24 protein-coding genes, 1 pseudogene and 1 riboswitch are annotated in these 21,875 nt (G+C 69.0%); of the genes and pseudogenes, 10 read left to right on the top strand and 15 right to left on the bottom strand.

Annotated elements, in window-relative coordinates; all coding sequences use genetic code 11:
* Complete coding sequence (locus IMZ11_RS11200) at positions 1 to 750, top strand: hypothetical protein (RefSeq protein WP_228640373.1); 750 nt, start codon at positions 1 to 3, stop codon at positions 748 to 750.
* Positions 751 to 858: 108 nt separating this feature from the next.
* Here the strand turns inward: IMZ11_RS11200 and IMZ11_RS11195 are convergent, their stop codons facing one another.
* The 8 genes from IMZ11_RS11195 to IMZ11_RS11160 all read right to left on the bottom strand — a co-directional run bounded on the left by IMZ11_RS11195 (position 859) and on the right by IMZ11_RS11160 (position 7,498).
* Positions 859 to 2,040: a transposase gene (locus IMZ11_RS11195; protein WP_308066776.1), complete on the bottom strand. Its 1,182-nt coding sequence runs from the start codon at positions 2,038 to 2,040 to the stop codon at positions 859 to 861.
* 17 nt (positions 2,041 to 2,057) lie between these two features.
* Positions 2,058 to 3,128, bottom strand: a complete 1,071-nt coding sequence (locus IMZ11_RS11190) for a hypothetical protein (protein WP_228640368.1) — start codon at positions 3,126 to 3,128, stop codon at positions 2,058 to 2,060.
* The gene (locus tag IMZ11_RS11185) at positions 3,044 to 3,706 is read right to left on the bottom strand and encodes a DUF4158 domain-containing protein (protein WP_228640365.1); all 663 of its coding nucleotides are present in this window, start codon (positions 3,704 to 3,706) and stop codon (positions 3,044 to 3,046) included. The genes IMZ11_RS11190 and IMZ11_RS11185 overlap by 85 nt, the downstream gene beginning before the upstream one ends.
* A 12-nt stretch (positions 3,707 to 3,718) precedes the next feature.
* The gene (locus tag IMZ11_RS11180) at positions 3,719 to 3,883 is read right to left on the bottom strand and encodes a DUF4158 domain-containing protein (RefSeq protein ID WP_228640362.1); all 165 of its coding nucleotides are present in this window, start codon (positions 3,881 to 3,883) and stop codon (positions 3,719 to 3,721) included.
* A gap of 279 nt (positions 3,884 to 4,162) precedes the next feature.
* A complete protein-coding gene (locus IMZ11_RS11175; RefSeq protein WP_228640359.1) occupies positions 4,163 to 6,001 on the bottom strand; it encodes an ABC transporter ATP-binding protein in 1,839 nt (612 codons plus the stop codon).
* Between the two features lie 38 nt (positions 6,002 to 6,039).
* A complete protein-coding gene (locus tag IMZ11_RS11170) occupies positions 6,040 to 6,558 on the bottom strand; it encodes a MauE/DoxX family redox-associated membrane protein (RefSeq protein WP_228640357.1) in 519 nt (172 codons plus the stop codon).
* Positions 6,551 to 6,976 carry a S26 family signal peptidase gene (locus IMZ11_RS11165; protein ID WP_228640353.1) on the bottom strand — a complete coding sequence of 142 codons (426 nt, stop codon included), beginning with the start codon at positions 6,974 to 6,976 and terminating at the stop codon, positions 6,551 to 6,553. Before IMZ11_RS11165 ends, IMZ11_RS11170 begins: the two co-directional genes overlap by 8 nt.
* Positions 6,977 to 6,985: 9 nt before the next feature.
* On the bottom strand, positions 6,986 to 7,498 hold the full coding sequence (locus tag IMZ11_RS11160; RefSeq protein WP_228640350.1) for a redoxin domain-containing protein: 513 nt from the start codon (positions 7,496 to 7,498) through the stop codon (positions 6,986 to 6,988).
* A 928-nt stretch (positions 7,499 to 8,426) separates the two neighbouring features.
* On the opposite strand from IMZ11_RS11160, the pseudogene IMZ11_RS11155 reads away from it, so the two are divergent.
* A pseudogene (locus IMZ11_RS11155) lies at positions 8,427 to 8,591 on the top strand (Tn3 family transposase); the annotation flags it as partial.
* 97 nt (positions 8,592 to 8,688) lie between these two features.
* On the opposite strand, the gene IMZ11_RS11150 reads toward IMZ11_RS11155, so the two are convergent.
* Together IMZ11_RS11150 and IMZ11_RS11145 are read right to left on the bottom strand one after the other, a co-directional pair.
* On the bottom strand, positions 8,689 to 9,510 hold the full coding sequence (locus IMZ11_RS11150; protein ID WP_228640347.1) for an MBL fold metallo-hydrolase: 822 nt from the start codon (positions 9,508 to 9,510) through the stop codon (positions 8,689 to 8,691).
* Positions 9,504 to 10,079 carry a dihydrofolate reductase family protein gene (locus IMZ11_RS11145; RefSeq protein ID WP_228640344.1) on the bottom strand — a complete coding sequence of 192 codons (576 nt, stop codon included), beginning with the start codon at positions 10,077 to 10,079 and terminating at the stop codon, positions 9,504 to 9,506. Before IMZ11_RS11145 ends, IMZ11_RS11150 begins: the two co-directional genes overlap by 7 nt.
* Positions 10,080 to 10,175: 96 nt before the next feature.
* Here IMZ11_RS11145 and IMZ11_RS11140 point away from each other — a divergent pair, with 96 nt between their 5' ends.
* Positions 10,176 to 10,673 (top strand): helix-turn-helix domain-containing protein, encoded by a 498-nt coding sequence (locus IMZ11_RS11140; protein WP_228640341.1) that lies wholly within the window; start codon positions 10,176 to 10,178, stop codon positions 10,671 to 10,673.
* 170 nt (positions 10,674 to 10,843) lie between these two features.
* Here IMZ11_RS11140 and IMZ11_RS11135 read toward each other — a convergent pair whose 3' ends face one another.
* Positions 10,844 to 11,860, bottom strand: a complete 1,017-nt coding sequence (locus IMZ11_RS11135; RefSeq protein ID WP_228640338.1) for a helix-turn-helix domain-containing protein — start codon at positions 11,858 to 11,860, stop codon at positions 10,844 to 10,846.
* Between the two features lie 51 nt (positions 11,861 to 11,911).
* Here IMZ11_RS11135 and IMZ11_RS11130 point away from each other — a divergent pair, with 51 nt between their 5' ends.
* Positions 11,912 to 12,319 (top strand): cupin domain-containing protein, encoded by a 408-nt coding sequence (locus IMZ11_RS11130; protein WP_228640335.1) that lies wholly within the window; start codon positions 11,912 to 11,914, stop codon positions 12,317 to 12,319.
* A 250-nt stretch (positions 12,320 to 12,569) separates the two neighbouring features.
* On the opposite strand, the gene IMZ11_RS11125 is transcribed toward IMZ11_RS11130, so the two are convergent.
* On the bottom strand, positions 12,570 to 13,013 hold the full coding sequence (locus IMZ11_RS11125) for a MarR family winged helix-turn-helix transcriptional regulator (protein WP_228640332.1): 444 nt from the start codon (positions 13,011 to 13,013) through the stop codon (positions 12,570 to 12,572).
* 112 nt (positions 13,014 to 13,125) lie between these two features.
* On the opposite strand from IMZ11_RS11125, the gene IMZ11_RS11120 reads away from it, so the two are divergent.
* Positions 13,126 to 14,049, top strand: coding sequence for a zinc-binding dehydrogenase (locus IMZ11_RS11120; protein WP_228640508.1), 924 nt, complete (start codon positions 13,126 to 13,128; stop codon positions 14,047 to 14,049).
* 454 nt (positions 14,050 to 14,503) lie between these two features.
* Here the strand turns inward: IMZ11_RS11120 and IMZ11_RS46670 are convergent, their stop codons facing one another.
* Positions 14,504 to 14,659, bottom strand: coding sequence for a nitroreductase family protein (locus tag IMZ11_RS46670; RefSeq protein WP_374462260.1), 156 nt, complete (start codon positions 14,657 to 14,659; stop codon positions 14,504 to 14,506).
* Between the two features lie 101 nt (positions 14,660 to 14,760).
* Between IMZ11_RS46670 and IMZ11_RS11115 the strand changes: the two genes are divergently transcribed.
* The 5 genes from IMZ11_RS11115 to IMZ11_RS11095 all read left to right on the top strand — a co-directional run bounded on the left by IMZ11_RS11115 (position 14,761) and on the right by IMZ11_RS11095 (position 19,744).
* A complete protein-coding gene (locus IMZ11_RS11115; RefSeq protein ID WP_228640330.1) occupies positions 14,761 to 15,330 on the top strand; it encodes a helix-turn-helix domain-containing protein in 570 nt (189 codons plus the stop codon).
* Entirely contained in the window at positions 15,327 to 16,607 is a 1,281-nt protein-coding gene (locus IMZ11_RS11110; protein WP_228640327.1) for an MFS transporter, read from the top strand. Before IMZ11_RS11115 ends, IMZ11_RS11110 begins: the two co-directional genes overlap by 4 nt.
* A gap of 422 nt (positions 16,608 to 17,029) precedes the next feature.
* Positions 17,030 to 17,167, top strand: a riboswitch (cyclic di-AMP (ydaO/yuaA leader).
* 14 nt (positions 17,168 to 17,181) lie between these two features.
* Positions 17,182 to 17,835: a CHAP domain-containing protein gene (locus tag IMZ11_RS11105; RefSeq protein ID WP_228640324.1), complete on the top strand. Its 654-nt coding sequence runs from the start codon at positions 17,182 to 17,184 to the stop codon at positions 17,833 to 17,835.
* A 161-nt stretch (positions 17,836 to 17,996) separates the two neighbouring features.
* Entirely contained in the window at positions 17,997 to 18,293 is a 297-nt protein-coding gene (locus tag IMZ11_RS11100; protein WP_061254501.1) for a hypothetical protein, read from the top strand.
* A gap of 167 nt (positions 18,294 to 18,460) precedes the next feature.
* On the top strand, positions 18,461 to 19,744 hold the full coding sequence (locus IMZ11_RS11095) for a sugar MFS transporter (protein ID WP_228640321.1): 1,284 nt from the start codon (positions 18,461 to 18,463) through the stop codon (positions 19,742 to 19,744).
* 18 nt (positions 19,745 to 19,762) lie between these two features.
* Here the strand turns inward: IMZ11_RS11095 and IMZ11_RS11090 are convergent, their stop codons facing one another.
* Both IMZ11_RS11090 and IMZ11_RS11085 read right to left on the bottom strand, forming a co-directional pair.
* Positions 19,763 to 20,446: a response regulator transcription factor gene (locus tag IMZ11_RS11090; RefSeq protein ID WP_228640318.1), complete on the bottom strand. Its 684-nt coding sequence runs from the start codon at positions 20,444 to 20,446 to the stop codon at positions 19,763 to 19,765.
* Complete coding sequence (locus IMZ11_RS11085) at positions 20,443 to 21,699, bottom strand: sensor histidine kinase (protein WP_228640315.1); 1,257 nt, start codon at positions 21,697 to 21,699, stop codon at positions 20,443 to 20,445. Before IMZ11_RS11085 ends, IMZ11_RS11090 begins: the two co-directional genes overlap by 4 nt.
* Positions 21,700 to 21,875: the final 176 nt, after the last annotated feature.

The following is a 21,875-nucleotide window of genomic DNA, read 5'->3' as shown; positions in this document are numbered from 1 at the left end:
ATGGTGATGCGGTTGCTGCTGGAGCCCCTGCCCGCGTCATGGCCGGAACTGACGCCCCCGCGACCGACGGGACTACGCGGCCTGCTCGCCCGGCTGCAGGAGGTGGCCGACGCCGTGCGGCAGCCGGGCGGCCTCGACGACTTCGAAGGGCGCATGCGGCGGGCAGCCACGCAGGCGATCGTACGGGAGGCATACCACCAGACAGTGGGCGAGCAGGAGGACGAACAGCGCAGGCCCGCCGCGTTCGCCAAGGCGTGGAAGAGCCACCTGGCGGCGCTGCTGGCCCAAGACACGGTGAAGGTGTCGGGCCGGGGAACGATCGCCGCCGCCGGTCGCGACACCGAGCTGGCGTGGAAGCTGTATGACGCCGCCAGCCGCGCCAGAGCGGACGCGATCGCGCACGCAACCGCCACGCCCAGCACGTTCGAGTTCTCCTGCCCACCGACCTCGTGGTACGCATTCGCGATCGCTGCCGGAGACGACCATCCGATGCTCGGGCGGGTCCGCTACGCGATCTGTGAACCCTGCGGCGCCGGCCTGCTGAGAAAGATCGACTTTTCGTCGGATTGGCGGTTCTGCGGGCTCGGCACTCGTGCCCTGCGCGAACTGGAGGCCCGCCACCCGGCACTGACCTGGTACACCACCGGCCAGTACGAGTCCGCCCAGAGCTTCTATGAGCGCTACCGGACAGACAGCAGCAGCCCCTGGACCGCCAATCAGTGCCCCTGCCCACACTTTGGAGGGACGTGATCAGACGAGAAAGGCACGGCCCACCACCTGACGAAAGGCCCTGGCCCCGGCCTGATGCGCGCCGTCCTGCCAGGCGGGCGCGCATCGGCCCCTACCACGATCACGAAGCTAGTCGGGCTGCCCGCCTCCGGAGCCCGGCACAGCACCGCCGAGCGAAAGGCGCTTGGCCACGTCCAGGCGGACCTCGCCGTAGGGCTGCACGTGCTGCCAGAACAGCGGGGTCAGCCCGCGCTGGTCGGCGGGCTTGAACAACTGAGCCCATTCGGGATCGGCCAGGACGTCCTGCAGCATCAGGGTGTTGATGTACACGAGCGCGGCCTGCAGGATGCGCAGGCACAACACGCTCATCTGCAGCTCCTCACGCCGGTTGGTGGCGATGTCACCGCCCTTGCCGTAGAAGATCACCGAATTCGCTCCGTTGGAGGACTCCACCACGTTGAGCCCTTCCTGGATCTCCCGCTGGAGCTCACGCAGCCGCAGATAGCGGGCCACAAAGATGGTCTTCTGCGCGCGGCCGACCTCCAGCATGGCCTGGTAGGTCGGATGGGTGGCGGACTCGGTGAAGCGGCGCAGGATCGCCTCGGTGGAGGCGGTGCCCTGCTTGATCGCGGTCGCGTATTTGATCATCTGGTCGTAGTTCTGCTCGATCAAGTCCCAGCGGATCGGCCGGGTCATCGCCGGCGTCAGCCGCGGGTACAGACCACTTGCGCCGCTCTCCACCCGGTACAGCTTGACCTTGTTGATCTGCTTGATGCGCGGCAGCAGGTCAAAGCCCAAGAGCCTGGTCATGCCGAACCCGATTTCGGTCTGGCCATGGGAGTCGACATAGTTGCCCTCGACCTTCATGGTGGTGCCGTGCCGTACCGCGCCCTCGATCATCGCGTGCACCTCCGAGGCCGAAGCACGCAGGGTCTGGGAGTGCACGACCATGGACCCGCGCTCGATGTGCCAGTAGATGAGGATGCCGCGGCCGCCGTACCGGGAGTGCCACTCGGTGAAAATATTCTGATCGTAGGCGCGCACGTGCGTGGAGTCGGAGGCGACGGTGGTCGTCCCCTCGCCCCACAGCTCCACGTCCCGGGCGGTGAAGGTGGCGTTCGCGATGGCGATCGCGATGTCGGTGGCGACCTGCGGGGTCAAATAGCGGCGCCGGACGTAGCGGATGTCGTCCTCGCTGTGGGCGTGGCCACCGGAGGCCACGGCCCGAATCCCGGTGTTGGTGCCGTACCCGAAGATCGCCAGCATCAGCCGTTCGGCCAGGACCTCGGGCGTGAGGCTGGAGCCGCCCACCACCGAGGTGACCGCCTTCAGGCACAGCCGGTGCGCAGCACCGCCTCCTTAAGCATGTCGATCAGCGGGACCGAGCCCCAGCGGCGGCTCACCTCGTTCTTGATCCGGCGCAGGTTCCGAGGCTCGTCCGCCGGGCCGATCTTCGTCAGCTTGATCGCGCCGGACTTACGCTCGGAGATCGTCAACCAGTCCAGCTTCGGCAGCGCGGTGTCGAGCGCCTCCAACTCGGCGCGCATCTCGGCCTTCAACTCGGCGATGAAGTCTCGGGGGTTCAGCGGCTTGCGCAGCTCGGCGTAGTTCTCCACGCGCCGGGCGGCGAAATCCTTGGGCAGGTCCTCCTCCGGGTCGCGGAAGGAGTGGGCGCCGACCACCCAGATCTCCTTGCACCGCAGGGCCTCGCGCAGCGCCTGGAATGTGACGATCTCATACACCATCCGCACCACCCGCCGGCGTCCGCGCTTGTCGTTCTTGAACACCAGGTCCTCCCACTCGCCGGCCGTGCCGCGGTGCTCGGGCACCACCTCGCCGCGCGGGTAGTAGGTGGTGTTGCCCGCCTTGGCGTAGCGGCGGATCAACTTCAGCGCCTCGATCACCGGTTGGAAGGCGGTGTTGTTGCTCTTGAACTCCAGGGTGTCCAGCAGCGCGATCAGGCCGCGCCGGTAGTGGTTGGTGTAGGAGGCGCGCAGCGTGGTCTGCACCGTGGTGCGGTAGGCCGGGCCCTTGGTCGTGAACTCGTGCACCAGATCCCGCAGCGTCTGCTCGCCACCGCTGACAGCCGGGAAAATGACCTGACGGACCGAATCGTCGGGCTGGCCGAGCGCGGCGTCGGCGACCTTGAACAGGATGTTCTCCTTGCCGGTCACCCGCTTGAACGCGTTGATCAGCTCCTTGGTCACCTTGCTGTCGGCCCGCGCCTTGATCCGATGCACGGTGGCGATCAGCAGCTCCACCAGCGCGTCGGTGATCTCCCGCTCCTGGACCAGCGCCGCCAGCAGCAGCACCGTCAGCTCGCGCGGATGCGTACGCATGTGGGAGGGCGCTTCCACCGCCGCCCGGGCCCGCCAGGACGCCAGCACCTTGGGCGCCACGTCGCGAACAATCCGGGCGGCAGCTCGATCGAGCGCGCCGCCGTCAGCTTGCGGATCTCGGTCATCATCGACTCCAGGCTCACGTTGCCCGGCGCGGACTTGATCAACGCCAGCAGGTCATCGTCCTCGGCAGGAGCCTCGCCCGTGGGTTCCTGACGGTCACCGGCCACCCCCTCGCCTACTGCGCGGCTCGCATCGTCGATGCCGACCAGCGCGCAGATCCGCTGCGTGGTCTCCGGACTCAGCCGGGAGGCGATCCGCACCGACCAGGCGACATCCGCGTTGTGCAGGGCCGAGGCCACGATCCGGGAGATCCGTCCAGGCGCCGGCGGTTCGATCCGCTCCTCACGCAGATGCTTGAGCAGTTCCTCCCGGACCCGTTCAGGCCGTCGCTCGGCGTGGGCGACCTCCTCGGCAAGCCACACCGCCAGCTTCGTCGCGTCCTCCGTCGTGCAGGTACGAAAGCCCAGGTGTGTGCGGATCTGATTGCGGTGGTACTCGATCGTGGAGCCGGACCACTCGTAGAAGCCGAACTCCGAGGCAGGAACCCGGACCTGCTTGGCCACGTGCTCAACCACGTCGTCCGGCACCTATGAGCGGCCACGCGGGAACCGGCCGTGCTGCGTGTAGAACTTCAGCAAGATCGCGAATCCGAGTCGAGTGGCGTCGCGCTTCCCGGCGATCAGGTCGCGCTCTTCGTCCAGGATCGTCCAGTGCTCGACCAACTCGTCGATGTGCATCGGGGGGTGTTTCATGACCATCCAGCATTGACCAGGCACGTCACAGCAAGATCAACGCGGTTTGGGGCTCATGACACGTTTCTTACCGGCACCCCATGATCCCCCGACAGGTGCTCGCCCCTGTCGGGGTGCCGTTAAGGATCGCCGCACCAGGGGCGAGGTAGACGAGGGTTTTCAGGACAGGCGGGTGCCGGCCCGGCCGTCGTGTCGACGGTCGTGGATGATGACGTGCTCGGGCCCTTCGGCCGCCCGCGGTAGCGAGCCCGCCTGCCCCCAGACCGGTTTCCGGGTAAGTCAGACGGTCGTTGTGGTGTCGATCGGGTCGCGGTAGCCGGATGCCTGGAGTTGGAACAGCCGGGCGTACAGGCCGTTTCTGGCGATGAGCTCGTCGTGGCCGCCGACCTCGGCGAACACGCCATCGTGCAGGACGGCGAGGGTGTCGGCATGCCGGATGGCGCCGAGCCGGTGGGAGACGAGCACGCTGGTCCGGCCGCTGCGCAGGGCCGCGATGCGGGTGTGGACCTCGTGTTCCGCCTCCGCGTCCAGGCCGGAGCTGGGCTCGTCCAGGATCAGCAGGTCGCTGTCGCGGCGGAGCATCGCGCGGGCGAGCGCCACCCGCTGCCACTGGCCGCCGGAGAGGAAGACCCCGGTGGCGTCGCCGTCCTCGCTGTCCTCGTCGATGAACAGCCGGGTCAGCAGGGTTTCGTAGCCCCGGGGCAGGGAGCGGAGCTTCTCGTCGATCCCCGCCTCGCGGGCGGCGGCTTCGATGGCGAGCGTGTCCCCCACGAGGTCCAGTCGGCCGACGGCGATGTTCTCCCGCGCCGACAGGTCGTACGCCATGAAGTCCTGGAAGACGGCACCGATCCTGGCCCTTAGCTCGCCCGGATCGACGTCGCGCAGGTCGGTTCCGTCCCAGGTGATACACCCGGAGGTCGGGTCGTACATGCGGGTCAGGAGCTTCACCATCGTGGTCTTTCCCGCGCCGTTGAGGCCCACGAGCCCCATCGACGTCCCGGCCGGGATGTCCAGGCAGGCGCCGCGGAGAATCCAGGGATGCTCCTCGCTGTAGCGGAACCAGACGTCCTGGAGCCGGATGCCCTGGGACAGCGGGGGAACCGGTGCGGGACGGGCCGCCAGGGCGAGGTCGGGTTCGGCGCCCTCGACGGCCAGGAAGCTCTTGAACAGGGAGATCTGCCCGTGGGTGCGCGCCACTTCGCCGACAAGACCGGCGAGCTGGCCCTGCATGCCGGCCACGGCGGCGATGAACATCGAGATGTCGCCGATCAGCAGGGCACCGTGGCGGGCGCGGATGATCGTCCAGACCAGACCGGCTCCCGCGATCAGCGCCGACAGCCCGCCGAGCGCCAACTGGGTGGTGAGGTCACGCCTGTCCAGCGCGCTGTTCTCGGCGTTGGCCGCCTGCCGCTCGGCGACCATCCGGGTGTGCAGGAAGGAGCCGATGCCGTACAGCCGGACCTCTTTCGCGGCCTGGGCGTCGGTCATCAGCTGCGCGTAGAAGATCTCCCGGCGTTCGCGCGGGCCCAGCCGCAGGTGCATGGAGACGCGGCGCCGGGAGAGCGCGATCTCCGCCAGCAGGGCCGGCGCCACGCTGACCAGGATCACCGACGCCATGATCGGGCTGAGCGAGAACAGGGAACCGACGAAGCCCAGGATGCCCAGCGTGGCCGCGGAGATGGACAGGAAGCCGGAGAGGATCTGGCCTGGAGTGCGACCACCCATCGTCTGTGCCAGCCGCAGCTGGTTGAGGAAGGCGGGGTCCTCGAGACGCGCGAGCCCCGGCAGGCGGTTGAGGGCACCGTACAGCCGGCTCTGCGCCTGCAGGGCGATCGACCGGTCCAGCTCTGCCTGGCAGTAGCGTGCGCCTTCCGCCACCGCCTTGGCGACCAGCCCCAGCGCGGCGAGCAGGCTCGCGAGAACGAGCAGCGTGCTGGTCGGGAGGCCCAGCACGATGGCGTCGAGAATGAACTTGGTCAGCCAGGCGACGGTGACCGGGACCGTGGCGGTGGTCACCGCGATGAGCACCGCCAGGATGACGAGTCGCGGCCGCGCCTGCCAGGCCAGGGTGAACGCCTTGCCGGTCATGCGGACGCCGTCTCGCAGTGATTTCAGCACGGGTCGTCGCGTCCTTTGCTCAGGTTCTCGGAGGGAATTCAGGCGAAGAGATCAACCAGGTCGTCCAGGAGAATGACCAGAAGCGACAGGAACAATCCCGCCACGACGGTGATCCCCGTTTCCGTGGTCCAGGAGCCCGCCCCGGCACCGGCACCGGCACCGAGCATGCCGACGACGGCCGCTGCCGCGAGGAGGGTGTTGCGTACGATGTGCCGGGCGGAAAACGGCGACGCCTGACGGCCGAAGCAGTTGCAGGAAACGGCGTTGCCCCGGCGGATCACGGTGGCGATCGCCAGGCCGAACATCACGCACAGCACGGCGGCAAGGGCGAAGCCGACCATGAGGAGCCCCGGGCTTTTCACCAGACCGGCCATTATCGACAGTACGGCGACCAGTTCGGCGGCGATTATCAGGACCGCGGCCACCGGTACGGCCCCGGCGGGAAGTAACCGCATTTGCCGGACGGATTCCTCGAACGACGAGTAATTGATCACCTTCCCGACGCCCGAGGTCAGGAAGACGGCCACCAGCAGGGTCCCGCTGAACACCTCAACCATTTCGGTCCTCACCTACGACGGGCGGGAAAGACCCTGTCAGCCGCCGCACCATGCGCCCCGCCACGCGATCCATCGGGACGAACCCGAAATGACGCGAGTCCAGACTGGACGGCAGATTGTCGCCGAGGACGAAGAGGTGGTCCGGCGGCACCACCCGCCCGCCCGGCAACCGGTCACCCGCCACCGCCGCGACCCGCTTGATGGCCTGTCCCGGCAGATCGGGATGCCTGATCACCACAACGTCCCCGCGCGCACAGGCCGCCGGACGCCGCGCGACGATGACCCGGTCACCCGTGGTCAGATGCGGATGCATGCTCACCCCGTGAACCTGGACGACACCGAACCTCCGGCGCACCACACCAAGGACGAAAGCCAGACAGAACGCCGACGAGACAAGAATCAGGTGAGTGAACTCCACGGCAGGAGATCACGCGGGAATGATGAGCCGTGACTGCGGGCCGATCTCCGAACTGGTGGCCAGCACGGTCCCCACTCCCACGGTGACGAACACGGGAACGCCGATGACACCGAACGCCTTCGCCACCGGCCCGTTCGGCACTTCGACGAGAACCGGCCCCAGGGACTCCAGCGTGGCCCTGACCTCGGGATCGTAGTCACCGGAGAGTACGGACACGACGCTCCCCTTGTTCGCGGCCGCGTAGGAGAGGAAAGCCGGCATGGCCTCCCGGCAGGGTTCACAGGTCGGTGAGAGGAAGGCGAAAACCGTGCCGAGTTCGAGGGTGTCACGGCTGACGGTCGTCCCCCGCGTGCTGGTGGCCGAGAACTCGCCTATGGAGGTTCCAGGCGGCGAGCTCAGCGGGGGAAGCTCGACGGAAACGGGCGGCACCCCCGCGCCCCGCCCGATCTTCCGTGCGATCCCCAGGGTGAACGCCAGGTTGAGCAGCGTCAGCAACAGCAGACAGATCTGTAACGCGATCACGGTTGAGCCCCGATTCGCTCGACGGAGTGGAGGGGGTTTCCGGACGCCGGCATCGCGGTCCCTGTCGGCACCGCGATGCCGGACGCGCCGGCGGTCAGATCATCCGGAGAACACCGCGCCGGTCGACGTCAGCAGCTGCCGCAGCCGTAGTCGGTCGTGATGACGGAGGACTGACCGGAGTCGTTCGTACAGATGGTGTTGACGTACAGCCTGGAATAGGTGGACGAACAGTAGCTGCACCACCTGTTGCCGGTACGGCACGTCACGGCGGAGGCGTTGGATTTCGGGAGAACCACCGACAGGAGTTCGTCTCGGAGACGAGCCAATGATCGCTGCACTGGATTGCTTCCTTTCTGACTGAATCGGGCCGGGCCGAAAGAATCAGTTGGACCATCTTCCGTCGGGGCGATCATCTCACCGGGGAAATTGGGCGGCAAGGGATGAAAACGGTGATTTGAGACGGGTGTGAAATCTTGTCCCTTATGGTCTGTGCTGACCTAAACGAATGGGACGACGGGGCCCCTATAGGGGTCCGGCAGCAGTGCAGAAATCTCCAACGGATATGCCGCTTACCTGCGATAGCGCAAGGGCCCGAGGCTGAGATATCGCTCGTGATCTTTGCTTCGAATTCTCGGCAACCCAGGACGACGAAGCGCCCCGCCCCGAGGGGAAGAGCGCCGGTTGATGTCGTAGAGAAGATTTGTATTCGATCATGAGCGCTTCGCCGGGGCCGGGTTCCGTCACGGCGTTTCGTCACGCGTAGCAGCGTGGGCCGGTTCGGCGAGCGCGGCGCGGTCCTGGTTGGGATCGGACCGGCGTCGGTGCGGGCGGTGTGGGCGGTGCTGGCGTCGGCGGCTCGTCGCGCTGGCGGCATGCCTGGGAGCAGTAGCGGGCGGTGCGGCGCTCTGTACCGGGGCACCGCCTTCCTCGCACTCTCCTGGCGCGGGCGTGGGGCGGCGGGCTGGTCGCAGCGGTCGACGGGATGCGATTCGTCGTCCCGGTCCCGGCCGCGTTCGCCCGCCCCAACCGCAAGTACTTCGGCTCCAAGCGTGGCATGACCTGGCTGAACGTGGTAAATGACCGCCGCAGAGGGCAACCCCCCTGACCAGCCCGATCACCCTGGAGAACGTCGTGCCGCTGCCCCAGATCCCGACTGACCCGCGCGTACTGGCTGTGTCGCACACCGATCGCTAGCGCGGCGCCCCGTCGCGCTCGCTTCGTTGGGCGAGGCGCTGGAGTTGCCGTTCGTGCACGCCGGCCACCCACTCCCAGCCGTTCTTGGCCGATGGGTCGACCCGCGGGTCGCTGAGAGCGCGGCCGTCACGCAAGGGGTGCAGGTACGCCCGATCCTGGGCGATCCGGGCATGTACCTCGTCGGCTCCGCTGACGGACCCGTGGCCCGGGACGAAGACATCGACGTCGCCCGCCACGCCCTCCAGCAGCCGCAGCGCGGCGAGGTAGTCCTCGATCGGGTCGACGGCGCCGTTCAGGTCGAGCATGGGAATCAAGACATCGGAGAGCATGTCGCCGGCGACGAGAACCCGGCGTTCTTCGATGAACAGCGCCGCATGGCCCGGTGCATGCGCTTGGTGCTCGATGATCCGGACTTGAGGGCCATCCCATGGAATCTGCGCCGTCTCGGCGGGCAGGGCGGTGATCTCGCCGAGCAGGTCCAGCGGCACCTCCTCGGGGATGCCGACGGCCCTTGCGACCGCATCCACCCCACCCGACAGGCGATCTCGCGCAGTAGTCGCGCAACGTGCGGTGCCGTAACGGGGCGCCGCGCCGAGCCTGGGGTGCCAGAGCAGGTGATCCCAATGAGGATGCGTCGAGAAGCCTGCCACAACGGTCTGGCCCGAATCGGACAGGTCATTCGCGAGGCAGGCCAGTTCGTCGCCCGTCACCCCGGCGTCGATGAGTAATACGCCACCCTGGCCCTGCACGACAACGGTGTTGCTCTGGCAGAACTCGCTCTCGTGGACCAGCACACCGTCCGCGACCTGCCTCAGCACGAGCTCGCCTCCCTTGCGTCCCGGATGGCGTAGCGATGCATCGTGACGCCCTGCTCGAACGATCGCTGCTCCAGCAGGTCGAGGTCGATCGGCAGGTCGTAATCGTCGAACAGCGGCCTGCCGAAGCCGAGGATGGCGGGATGGGTGTAGAGCACCAGCTCGTCAAGCAGCCCGGCCCGGAGAAGCTGCGTCGCGATTGCCGCGCCACCGACCCCGATGGTGCCGTCGGTCTCGACCCGGAGCGCGGCGAGCTGCTCGATCGCGTCGTCTCCGTCGATGATCCGGGCGTCGTGATCGGCGCTGTGGCGGGTGCGGGAGACGAGCACCTTGGGCTTGGCGGTCCAGATCTCGCCGTACTCACGCATGACATCTGGCAGCGACGCGTCCTCGCGCGCACGTGGCCAGTACTCCTCCATCGTCTCGTACATGACCCGGCCCTGGACCATCAGGGCGAGCGCCTGCGCCCGGGCATTGAAATCGCGGTGCAGTTCCTCGTCGATGCGCAGCCACTCGCCCGCGCCGTTGTCCCCCGGAACCTGCTCGATCCGCAGGTCGAGGGACACGTTCATCCAATATACGAAGTGGCCCATCATCTCCTCTTCCCCTATAGTGATTGCATTATGCAACTACTATATTGAGGGCGAAATACCTGTCAAGGAGGAATCGTGGAACCACGGTCCGGGTGTCCGATCAACGCCGCGGTCGAGGTGCTCGGAGATCGCTGGTCGTTGCTCGTGCTTCGCGACGTCATCTTCGGCGACCGCCGCTACTTTCGGGCGCTGCTCACCGGGTCGATCGAGGGCATCGCTTCGAACATCCTCGCCGACCGCCTCGTGCGGCTCGTCGAGGCAGGGATCCTCACCCGCGGCACCGCCGCGCGGGGGCAGCGCGCTCGCTACAGTCTCACTGAAACTGGTATCCAGACTCTTCCGATCATCTATGCCCTCGGCAACTGGGGCCTCGACTGGCGCCCGGGCAGCGACGAGCTCCGGAGCCGGCAGCAGCTCATGCGCGATGAGGGTCCGGCGTTCATCGAGGAGCTCATGGACGAGCTTCGCGTCCGCCACCTCGACGCCCCGCCGAAACCGCGTGACGGTCCAGGCCCGTTCGAGCGCCTCGCCGCCGCCTACGCCGCGGCCGCCGAGCAAGAACACGCCGATTGACGGTGAAGGAACGGCCCCCGCCCTGACCTTCTTGGGCTCCGGTAGCGTGCCACCACCGCGCACAGGACGTCGCCTTCGCCGCCCGCCGGACCTGGCTACTCGTCTGCTTCGCCCCTGGTGCGGCGATTCTTAACGGCACCCCTGGCGGAGCGCAACGACCAGCCGGGCGATCAGGTCGTCGGACACCGTGGGCCGCCCACCGTGGTGGCGGGGCCGAAGCGCCGCCGGTAGGCACTGGGGTTGAGACCGGTCCGCCGCCGCATCTGGGCGCGCAGGTTGGCGGCCGTGCCGAGACCGCTGGCCCGGGCCACCGCCTCCATCCTGAGCTCGCCGCGCTCGATCAGACGACAGGCGAGGGTGACGCGTTCGGCGGTGAGCCAGGCCAGGGGCGTGGTGCCGAGTTCCGCCCGGAAACGCCGGTGGAGGGTGGCCGGGCTGACCGCGGCGCGGGCCGCCAGCTCCGCGACGGTCAACGGCCGGTCCAGCCGCGCCTGCGCCCAGGCGAGCACGGGTGCGAGGGACGCGTCCGGTACGGCCGGCACAGGTCGTTCGATGAACTGCCGCTGGCCGCCGTCGCGGTGGGCGGCGAACACCAGTCGGCGGCTGACCGCGTTCGCCACGTCGGCGCCGTGATCGCGGCGGATCAGGTGCAGGCCGAGGTCCAGGGCCGCCGCGCTGCCGGCCGCGGTGAGGATGTCGCCGTCGTCGACGAACAGCACTCCCGGCTCCAGCCGTACGTCGGGGTAGCGGCTGGTGAACTCCTCCGCCCAGCGCCAGTGCGTGGTGGCGCGGCGCCCGTCCAGCACACCGGCCGCGGCCAGCGTGAACGTGCCGGTGCAGAAGCTCATCAGGCGGGCGCCGCGCGCGGCGGCACGGCGGATGGCCTCCAGTACGGCGGGGTCCGGTGGCACCTGAGGGTCCGGACGGTTGGGCACGATCACGGTGCCCGCGCGGTCCACCGCGTCGAGACCCGCGACCCGCGACATCGTGAAGAAGCCGTTGTGCATGCGGACGGCCGGGGTCGCCGCGCACAGCGTGAAGTCGTACCACGGCAGTCCGAGCTCCGGGCGGCGCAGCCCGAACAGCTCGGTGGCCACTCCCATCTCGAACGGGTTCGAGCCCTCGTCGACGATCATGACGGCCCGCATGGAGGCGTCAGACGGGCGCTGCGCGGATTCTTGCGACATATGCGATTCCTAGCACTTTCGGCTGCTATCCCCCACCGTAAGGATCGACACATGACCAAAACACCTATCGACCTGCACGCCGCGCTGGCCGGTTTCGACCAGCTGTGGAGTCCGCGGATCGTGACCCGAGTGAACGACTACGACGTGCGGATCGCCAAGGTGGCCGGTGAACACGTCTGGCACGTCCACGACGACACCGACGAGTTCTTCCTGGTCATCGAGGGAGAGCTGAGCATCGCCCTGCGCGACGGAGAGTCCGGCGACGGCCAGCCGGAACGTGTCGTCGAACTCCCCCAGGGATCGGTCTTCGTTGTCCCGCGCGGGGTCGAGCACCGGCCACGCTCCGCCCACGGGGCCTCGATCCTGTTGTTCGAGCCGACCGGAACGCTGAGTGTCGGCGACCGGCACGACGAGATCCCCGGCCACGTCGACGCCACCATCGGACACGCGCTCAGCTGAACCGGCGCCCGGCTGTCACCGTTCCCGGGCGAGAACGTCAAGGCGGTGGGAACGTACGGCAGCCTCCCGCGCCAGTCCTCTCGTAGGCGACGCCGCGTCAGGGCGAGCGCCGGCCCGCGAGTGAACCGAGGTATCGCGCCGGACGGGTTCTCCTCACCCGGCTTCGAGCCATCAAGGAGCGGATGGCCGCCTTCCTCCAGCGTCACGACGGAAGCGGCTCCCGGCAGCCGATAAGGCGCGTAGAGCGGCGCTACCCCTCGTACACCCGGGCCAACAGCTCCACCAGCTGTTGGCCTTCCGCCGCGCTGAGCGGTGCCAGGAGCGCGGCGTTGGCCCGCTCCGCCAGCTCCGCGCACCGCTTCAGGGTCCGCGCGCCCGCCGGTGTCACCGTCACCGCGTTCTTGCGGCGGTCCTGCGGATCGGGGTCCCGTACCGCCAGCCCGGCTTCCTCCAGGTCGTTGAGCAGGAGGACCACGTCCTTCGCGTCGAAGCCCAAGCGGCGCACCACATCCGCCTGGGCGACCGGGCCGTACTCGGACACTGCCGCGAGCACGGCGTGATGCGGCAGCTTCAGCCCTTCCTCGGCGATCGCCTCGGCGACCAGGCTCCGGCCGCGCGCCGCGACCTGGCCGGCCAGCCAGCTCGGCAGGGACTGGATGTGCGCTAGGGCGCGCGGGCGTTCGGTGGCAGTCATGGCAGCAAGCTATCCCAAAGTCATTGGACTTCCCAATGACCTACCGTCTATGGTGAACATCCATTGGAAATTCCAATGATTCTTCGAGCTGATGTCGCATCCGGAGGTGTCCATGCGTCGTGTCCGCTATGAGGTCAGCGGCGGCCCCGCGGTTCTGTTCATCGAGGACGCCCCTGTTCCGGAGCCCGGCCCGGGTGAGCTGCTCGTCCGTGCCGAAGCGGTCGGTGTCACGCTGCCGGCCGTACGGAAGGTACGCGAGGGCGCCAAGCCCGTCCCGCTCGGCGGAGAGGTGGCAGGCACCGTCGCCGCCGTCGGTGAAGGCGTCACCGGTTTCGCCGTGGGCGACCGCGTCACCGGTCTCTCCTTCTCCCATGCCTATGCCGAACTGGCCCTCATCCATCACGCGATGGCCTCCGCGATTCCCGAATGGGCGACCAGTGTCGACGCCGTGGCCCTGGTCCGCAGCGGCCTGGTGGCACGCGGCGCCTACGAGGCCGGCCGTCCCCACCCCGGCGACGCCGTCCTGGTTACCGCAGCGGCCAGTGCGGTCGGCACCCTCGCCCTGCAGTATGCGAAGGCAGGCGGGGCCTCCCGTGTGGTCGCGGCCGTCAGCAGTGCGGACAAGGCGGAGTTCGTTCGCGCCCTCGGCGCCGACGAGGTCGTGCTCTACGGGGACGAGTCCTGGGGCGATCCGGTCGACATCGTCATCGATGGGGTCGGCGGAGAACTCCTCAGCCCCGCGGTACGCGCCTTGGCCCCCGGCGGCCGTCTGGTCGCCTTCAGTTCGGGCGGCGGCACAATCGACGCGTACGAGCTGCTTATCCGGAGCGCCTCGGTCATCGGCTTCCAGATGGCGGCCATCGCCCGGGGCAAGCCCGAGGTGTACACGCGCTGGCTTGACGAGCTCTGGGAACTCCACCGCAACCGCACGCTGCGGCCCCGCGTATTCGCTGAAATCCCGCTCGCCGAAGCCGCGCGCGCCCACGAGATCATCGAGTCCCGCCGCAACCTCGGCAAGGTCGTTCTGGTCCCCTGAGACCAGGACAGCAATTCGCGGACGCGGCCGATGAGTTCCTCGGCACGCAACGGGTCACCGACCCCGACACCCAGCGCGCCTACGCCTCCGCGATCGACCGAACCATCGCTGCCGTCGGCGGCCTGCCGTTCCTCGGGATCGTCGACATCGTGGAGCGCGTGATGAACGAGCACGATCAGCTCGCCGCCGACGCGATGGCCATGGAAGCGGTGCTGGCGACCGAGCACTGGGCCCGGCAGCGAGCCAGAGAGCTGACCGGCCGAGCATGAGAAGCAGAGACGATCTCTACGCATAGCTACTTTGGCCCTGGGGTCACGTTCGAGAGAACACCACCGAGTTGGCCCATCGGCGGAGAAACGGTCTAGATACGGCGAGGCCAGCCCGTCCGGGTACATCGGATACTCTCGCTCATCCCCCGGATCTCCCGCCAACGCCCTGGCCGTCGCGCGCCTCTTCAACTCAACCAAAGGCTCGCCCGCCACGACGTACACCTGCCACGGCTGCAAGTTCCCACTCGAGGGGCCCGTGTTGCCGCGGCCAGCACACGTTGTAGTACCTGCTTGGGAACCGGCTTATCACTGAACGCCCGCACGGCCCGGCGACTGTTCACGGCTTCATACACCGATCTGGGCGATGGAAGTCCTCGCACGCACAACAAGATTTGCACAAGGACTATTGTGCAATAGATCTTTTGGATTTACGATGATCACCATGTCCGACGATCGCTCGATCACTGATTCCCGCGTACTCGCCGCCATGGCGCATCCGGTACGGCGCCGCCTGCTCGACCTGCTCAAGCTGGACGGCCCGGCCACGGCCAGCACGCTCGCCCAGGAGACAGGAGAGGCCGTCGGCAACGTCAGCCACCACCTGCGGGCGCTGGCCGCGGCCGGGCTGATCGAAGAAGCTCCCGAGCTGGCCCGCGACCGGCGCGAACGCTGGTGGCGCCGGACGACACGGACGCTGTGCTGGTCCTCGGCCGATTTCGCCGACGACGCCGCGGGCGAGGCGATCGCCCGGGCCGCCGATTCCCTCAACCTGGAGCGGCAGGCCGGTCACATCCGGCGCTGGGCGGACCAGCCGCAGTCCGAGCAGGAACGCTGGCCGCGCGGGCCGTTCTCGACGGAGGCGTGGCTGCGGGTGACCGATGACGAGTTGGCGCAGTTCGCGGATGAGATCCGCCAGGTGATGAGCAGGTGGGCCGAACGCGAGGTGCCCGACGACGGCCGGGAACGTGACACCGTGTTCGCCTTCGCGCGCGCGGTGCCCGGTCGACCATGACCGTCGCCAGAACCGTCCCGCCGCCCACGTCCCGGTTCGGGCTGTTACGCCGACGCGGCTTCCGGTTGTTGTGGATCGGCGAGAGCCTCAGCAGCCTGGGCAGTTCCGTCACGGGTGTCGCCCTTCCCCTCGTCGCGGTGACCGTGCTGCACGCGCCGGCGTTCGCGGTGAGCGTGCTGGCCGCCGCCGCGTGGTTGCCGTGGCTGCTCGTCGGCCTGCCCGCGGGTGCGTGGGTGGATCGGCTCTCCCGCCGGCGGGTCATGCTCGTCGCCGACTGGGTGTCGATGGCGGCCTTTCTGAGCGTCCCGATCGCCGCCGCCTTCGGCCGTCTGACGACCGGCCAGCTGATCATGGTCGCGCTCGTCGCGGGAACGGCCAAGGTGTTCTTCGCGACGGCGTACCGGGCCTACCTGCCGTCGCTGGTCGACGAGTCGGACCTGCTGGAGGCCAACGCCAAGCTCCAGGGCAGCGAGCAGGTGGCGAACCTCGCCGGTCCCGGCATCGCCGGGTTGCTCGCCCAGCTCGTGTCGGCGATCGGCGGCCTGGTCCTCGACGCCGTGAGCTTCGCCGTCTCGGCCGTCTGCCTGAGCCGCATCCCGCACACCGAGGCCGCCCGGCCTCGGACCCGGCGACGGCTGCGCAGCGAGATCCGCGACGGCCTGCGTACGGTCGTCCGCGATCCGCTGCTGCGCGGCAACACGATCTACGGATGCGTGGCCAACCTGGCCCTGACCGGCTACCAGTCGCTGCTGGTGGTCTTCCTGGTCGGCGACACCGGGCTGAGCGCGGGTGAGACGGGAGTGCTGATCGCGGCCACCAGCCTGGGCGGCGTGATCGGTGCCGCCGTGGCGCGGCCGATGGCGGCACGGCTCGGTGGCGCGCGAGCCGTCCTGCTGGGCAAGGCCGGGCTGGCGCCCCTCGGCCTGTTCATCCCGTACGCCGATCGGGGTGTGGGGCTGGTGCTCTTCGTCGTGGCCAGCGTCGCGATCATCGGGGGCATCGTCGCCGGCAACATCGTCTTTTCGGGATTCGTGCAGAGCTACGTGCCCGCCGACCTGATGGGACGGGTGACGTCCAGCGTGCAGGTGGTCAACTTCGGCGCGATCCCGCTCGGTGCCGTCCTGGCCGGCGCCCTGGCCGAAACCTTCGGCGTGCGCGCGTCGCTTTGGGTGATGCTGGGTGTCTTCGCGCTGAGCGGCCTGATCCTGCTCGCGACTCCGCTGCGGCGCATGCGTGACCTGCCGAGCGGCCGGCTGGACGTCCAGGTCGAGGGGTAGCCGTTGCCTGCCGATTGCCTGGTTCTCGTCAGGGTCAAGGCGGCATCGATCGCGAGCGTCCCGTCGCCGGGGACGTCGCGGCGCGTGCCCGCGAAATCGGGGCCATCCGCGTGATCGCGGATATCCGTACGTAAATCTTTCCGGGGCCGACGACGTATCACGCCGGTCGGCTTCGCGCGGGCGCCGACGGTGCCAGGATTCCCCTGGCTGCAGGCGAAACCATGCCGTTCGAGCGATCACCGGGCGCCATGGTGGTACCGCACCCTCGCCCTTGACCGACCATTACAGAGGTATGACCCTGTTTGTCCTTGCTTGACCGATTTGAACCGGTCTATTACTGTTTTGGGAACACGGCGCATACCTGACCTCTGCAAGGTGTGCCTGCCCCATAACCGATGACACGGTCATCCGTCACTGGAACCGACCGTCGACCGCCGAGTCCGCGTTCGCGCGGAGCCGGGGACCCACCACCTTTCTGGGGTGAATCGGCATCACTGCCGTAGGGCGACTTCCACGCCCGAACCCGTCAGCTAACCCGGTAGGCGGCATGGAAGCAAGGGAGTAGACCCCCGTAATGCGAGCCCCCAAGACTTACCTGCGTGCTGCCCTGATCACCGGCGTCCTGGCCACCGCCGCCGTGCCCGCGACCCTGGCGGCCGCCCACGCCGACACCGTCCACGCCAGCGCGTCCGCTCCCATGAGCCCCCTCCTGAAGGAGGCCGCGGCGCTGCCCAAGGTGAGCGCCACGCAGCTGCTGCAGATCGCGCAGAGCCAGGTCGGCGTCAGCGAGAACGCCTCCGGCGGCGGCACGAAGTTCCACGACTGGTACATGAACTCGCCCCGCGCCAAGGAGACCGTCGCCCGTGACGGCGGCAGCACCGGCGCCTACGCCAACGCCCCCTGGTGCGACATGTTCGTCTCCTGGGTCGGCGATCAGGCGGGCCTGCGGCCGGTCCTCGGCTGGGACGCCTACACCGTCCAGCACGCCAAGTGGTTCCAGGACAACCACCGCTGGGGCGCCGCCGCCAAGCCCGGCGCGGTCGTGTTCTTCGACTGGAACGGCGGCAAGGACATCTACGGCATCGACCACGTCGGCTTCGTCATCAAGGACAACGGCAACGGGACGATCAAGACCGTCGAGGGCAACACCGGCAACGGCAAGGTCGAGATCCGTACCCGGCCGATGAGCCAGGTGACGGGCTTCGGCTACCCCGTCTACACCGCCTGATCGGTGTGACTTCGAGAACGCCCCCGGCAGACCGCCGGGGGCGTTCCGCTGTCCGGAATCCCGGGACCGAGATCTCTCCGGAGATTTGCCCGGATTCGGGTTGAACAGGGCATTCAGTGGCGGTCGACTCAAGCTGAGACCAGCCAGAAGGAGGTGCTCCGATGGGGTTCGTCCAGGTCATCGAGTACGAGACCTCCCATGCGCCTGAGGTGGAGAGTCTCCTGGATGAGTGGTGCGCCCGCACGGCGGGCGAGCGCACGGCCACGCACACGGTGCTGGCACGCGATCACCAGCGGCCCGAGCACTACGTGTCGATCGTCGAGTTCCCCTCCTACGAGGAGGCGATGCGGAACAACACGCTTCCGGCGACGAGCGAGTTCGCGCACCGGATGGAGGAGTTGTGCGACTCCCCGCCGCGCTTCGTCGATCTCGACGTCGTACGGGATGTCGAACTGTAGAGCACACCATCGGGAAACGGGCTCCGCGAGATCGGTCGAGGATCAGGAGTCCGAGGGGAGCATCGCTCGGACCTCTGTGATCAACCGCAGGACGTCCGGTCAGCCGGGCATGTGGGAGATTGGCCTGATCACCGGCCCACAGTCCGAGGAAGAGGCACGTCCCCCCGATGACGACCTTCGAGCACACCCGCCGCGCCTGCTACACCGGCTCGTTCACTCAGGCCATCGTCAACAACCTCGCCCCGCTGCTGTTCATCGTCTTCCAGACCGGCTACCAGGTCCCGCTGGAGATGCTCGGCCGCCTGGTGCTGCTGAACTTCGCGACCCAGCTCGTCACCGACATCGTGGCGGTCAGGTACGCCGACCGGATCGGCTACCGCGTACCGCTGGTGCTCGCCCACGCCCTGTCCGCCGTGGGACTGGTGTCGCTGGCGGTGGCCCCGGCGGTCGTCCCCTCCCCGTACCTGGGACTGTGCCTGGCGGTCGTCGTCTACGCGGTCGGGGGCGGCCTGCTCGAGGTGCTCGTCAGCCCCGTGGTGGACGCCCTGCCCAGCCCGGCGGAGGGCAAGGCGGCGCAGATGAGCCTGCTGCACTCCTTCTACTGCTGGGGCCAGGTCGCCGTGGTGGCGGGCAGCACGCTCCTGCTGGCCGGGATCGGGCAGGACGCCTGGCAGATCCTGCCGCTCGTCTGGGCCGTCGTGCCGCTGGTCAACGTGGTGGCCTTCATGAAGGTCCCGCTTCCCGCGACCGTGCCCGACGAGCACCGTACGTCCTTGAAGGCGTTGCTGAGCGCGCCCGCCTTCGTCGCGGCGATCGTGCTGATGCTCGCCGCGGGCGCGGCCGAGCTGACCATGTCGCAGTGGTCGTCGCTGTTCGCGGAAGAAGGGCTGGGCGTTTCAAAGGTGTGGGGCGACCTGGCCGGGCCGTGCCTGTTCGCCGTCCTCATGGGCATCGGCCGTATCGTCTACGGCCTCTGGGGCGAGCGCATCCCGCTGGTCCCGGCCATGATCTTCTGCGGAGCGCTGGCGACCGCCTGCTATCTCGTCGTGTGCCTGTCGGGCGACCCGATCATCAGCCTGATCGGCTGCGCGGTGTGCGGACTCGCCGTCAGTCTCCTGTGGCCGGGCACCTTCAGCCTCGCCTCGGCCCGATTCCCCCTCGGAGGCGCGGCCATGTTCGGCATGCTCGCCGTCTTCGGCGACGCCGGAGGCGCCGTCGGCCCGTGGATCGCCGGGGCCGCAGCCGACGCCGCGGGCACCGGGGAGACCGTGTTGCGGCGGATCGCGGAGCTGCTGCCGGACGACGGCGGCTCCGGGCTGCGCACCGGCCTCACCGTCGCCACCGTGTTCCCGCTCGTCATCGTGGTCGTCACCCTCCTGTACGGCGCAGCCGCCCGCCGGTCGGTCGTCGCCGTACACGGGGAGAGCGGCGAGGAGGTGATCAGCCGATGAGCGGCGGGAAGCGGCCCGTCATCCGGCGTCGTCCAGCAGTCCCGCGTCGTTGACCAGCAGGGCGATCTGGACGCGGTTGTTCAGGTCGAGCTTGGTGAGGATGCCGGAGACGTGGGTCTTCACCGTCGGGACGCTGAGGTACAGCACGGCGCCTATATCGGCGTTCGACCTGCCCTGACCGACCGCGACGGCCACTTCGCGCTCGCGGTGGTTCAGCAGCGCCAGGCGGTCTCTGGCCCGAGCGCGCCGCCGGTCGTGATCGGATTCCGCGACCCGCGCGATGAGGCGCCGGGTGACCGCCGGGGACAGGACCGGATGGCCCCGCGCCACCTGGCGCACCGCGGCCACGATCTCGGCCGGCGGAGTGTCCTTGAGGAGGAACCCGGCGGCTCCGGCCCGCAGCGCGCGCAGGACGTGCTCGTCGGCGTCGAAGGTGGTCAGCACGATGACCTCCGGCGCGCCGCGCCGGGCACGCAGGGCCTCGGTGGCGGCCAGCCCGTCCATCAGGGGCATCCGGATGTCCATCAACACCACGTCGGGGGTGTGCCGGTCGACCAGCGACAGCACCTCGGCGCCGTCACCCGCCTCGGCGACCACGCGGATGTCGGGGGCGCCGCCCAGCATCATCGTCAGGCCGGAGCGCACCAGCGGGTCGTCGTCCGCGATCAGTACGCCGACGGGCCGGGGGTCGGATGCGGTCATGGCGTCCACGGTAGCCAGGCCGACAACCGCCAGTCACCCGCGCCGGTGGGGCCGTGCTCCAGCCGCCCGCCGGCCAGGGCGACGCGTTCGGCCAGCCCGACCAGCCCCTGGCCGGACCGCGCGCCCGGCACCGATCCCGCGCCGGGCAGGGAGCCGGGCTGGGAGCCGGGCAGGGAGCCGGGCAGGGAGCCGGGCAGCGCGTCGGTCAAGGATCGGGGAACGGCGGGGGCGTCGGCGAGGCCGGGGACGGCGTTGCGCACCTCGACGGTCACCCCCTCCCCCGGCGCCCCCGCCAGGCGTACGCGCACCTCGGCTCCCGGGGCGTGCTTGCGCGCGTTGGTCAGCGCCTCCTGCACGATCCGGTACGCGGTGCGACCCGTGGAGTCGGGGACGGCCGAAGCGAGTTCATCGCGCAGGTCCACCCGCATGCCGGCCCGGCCCGACTCCGCGGCGAGTTCCCTGATGTCGGCGAAGGCGGGCTGCGGCAACTCCCCCACCGGGGCACGCAGGACGCCGATGACCTCGCGCAGGTCCTGCAACGCCTGGTGGGCGCTCTCCCTGATCACCTTGGCAGCGCGGGCGATGTCCTCGGCCGGCGCGTCGGGATGGAACTCCAGCGCGCCCGCGTGCACGCTCAGCAGTGACAACCGGTGGCCGAGCACGTCGTGGATCTCCCGGGCGATCGCCTCGCGGGCGAGGTGCTGCGCCTGCTCCGCCCGCAGTCGCGCCTCGGTCTCCGCGCGGGCGGCGCGGTCGCGCAGCGACGCGGTGAGCCGCCGCCTGTGGTGGACGAACAGGCCCCACCCGACCGCCGCTCCCTGGATCGTGACGCCGAGCAGCCACAGCAGCATGCGCGACGTGTCGGGTTCCGGCCTGAGCACCACGTAGCCGAGCGCGGCGAGCAGGCTCAGCCCGAAGACGGCCGTCGTGGTGCGCGGCGGCCGGTGCACCGCGACCGTGAACAGTGCCACCAGCATCGCGCCCGCGACCAGTTCGGAGAACGTCGACAGGACGACCAGCGCCACGGCGAGTTCCACCGGACGGCGGCGGCGCAGCCACAACGCCGCGCATCCCAGCACGCCGGTGAGCTGGTCGACGTTGAACAGCCACAGCGGCACGGGCAACGGTGGAGAGTCCAGCCGCATGCCGGACATCACGACGCCGTACAGGACCGCGAGAAGGAACAGGCCCGTGTCCACGAACCAGTCCCGGAGGCCGCGCCGGGCCGCCGGCGCCGTGGGGGAAGCGTCCATACTCCCGCGAGCGTACGGTGCGATCGGCGGCGTCGCCTCCGGCGGGCGACGGGACGATACCGAAGTCGTGGCGGCCGATGCTTCGGTCGGGCGCGAGCCCGACGGCACCGACTTCGGTCGGCGGCGAGAGATCCCCTTGACCGATCCGCGTCCGTACGGCGCCCTCTTAGCGTTGC

It is taken from the genome of Microtetraspora sp. AC03309 (assembly GCF_020826795.1).
GTDB lineage: Bacteria > Actinomycetota > Actinomycetes > Streptosporangiales > Streptosporangiaceae > Microtetraspora > Microtetraspora glauca.
The sequence above is the reverse complement of the archived record's forward strand: the minus strand, read 5'-3'. Positions and strand labels throughout refer to the sequence as shown.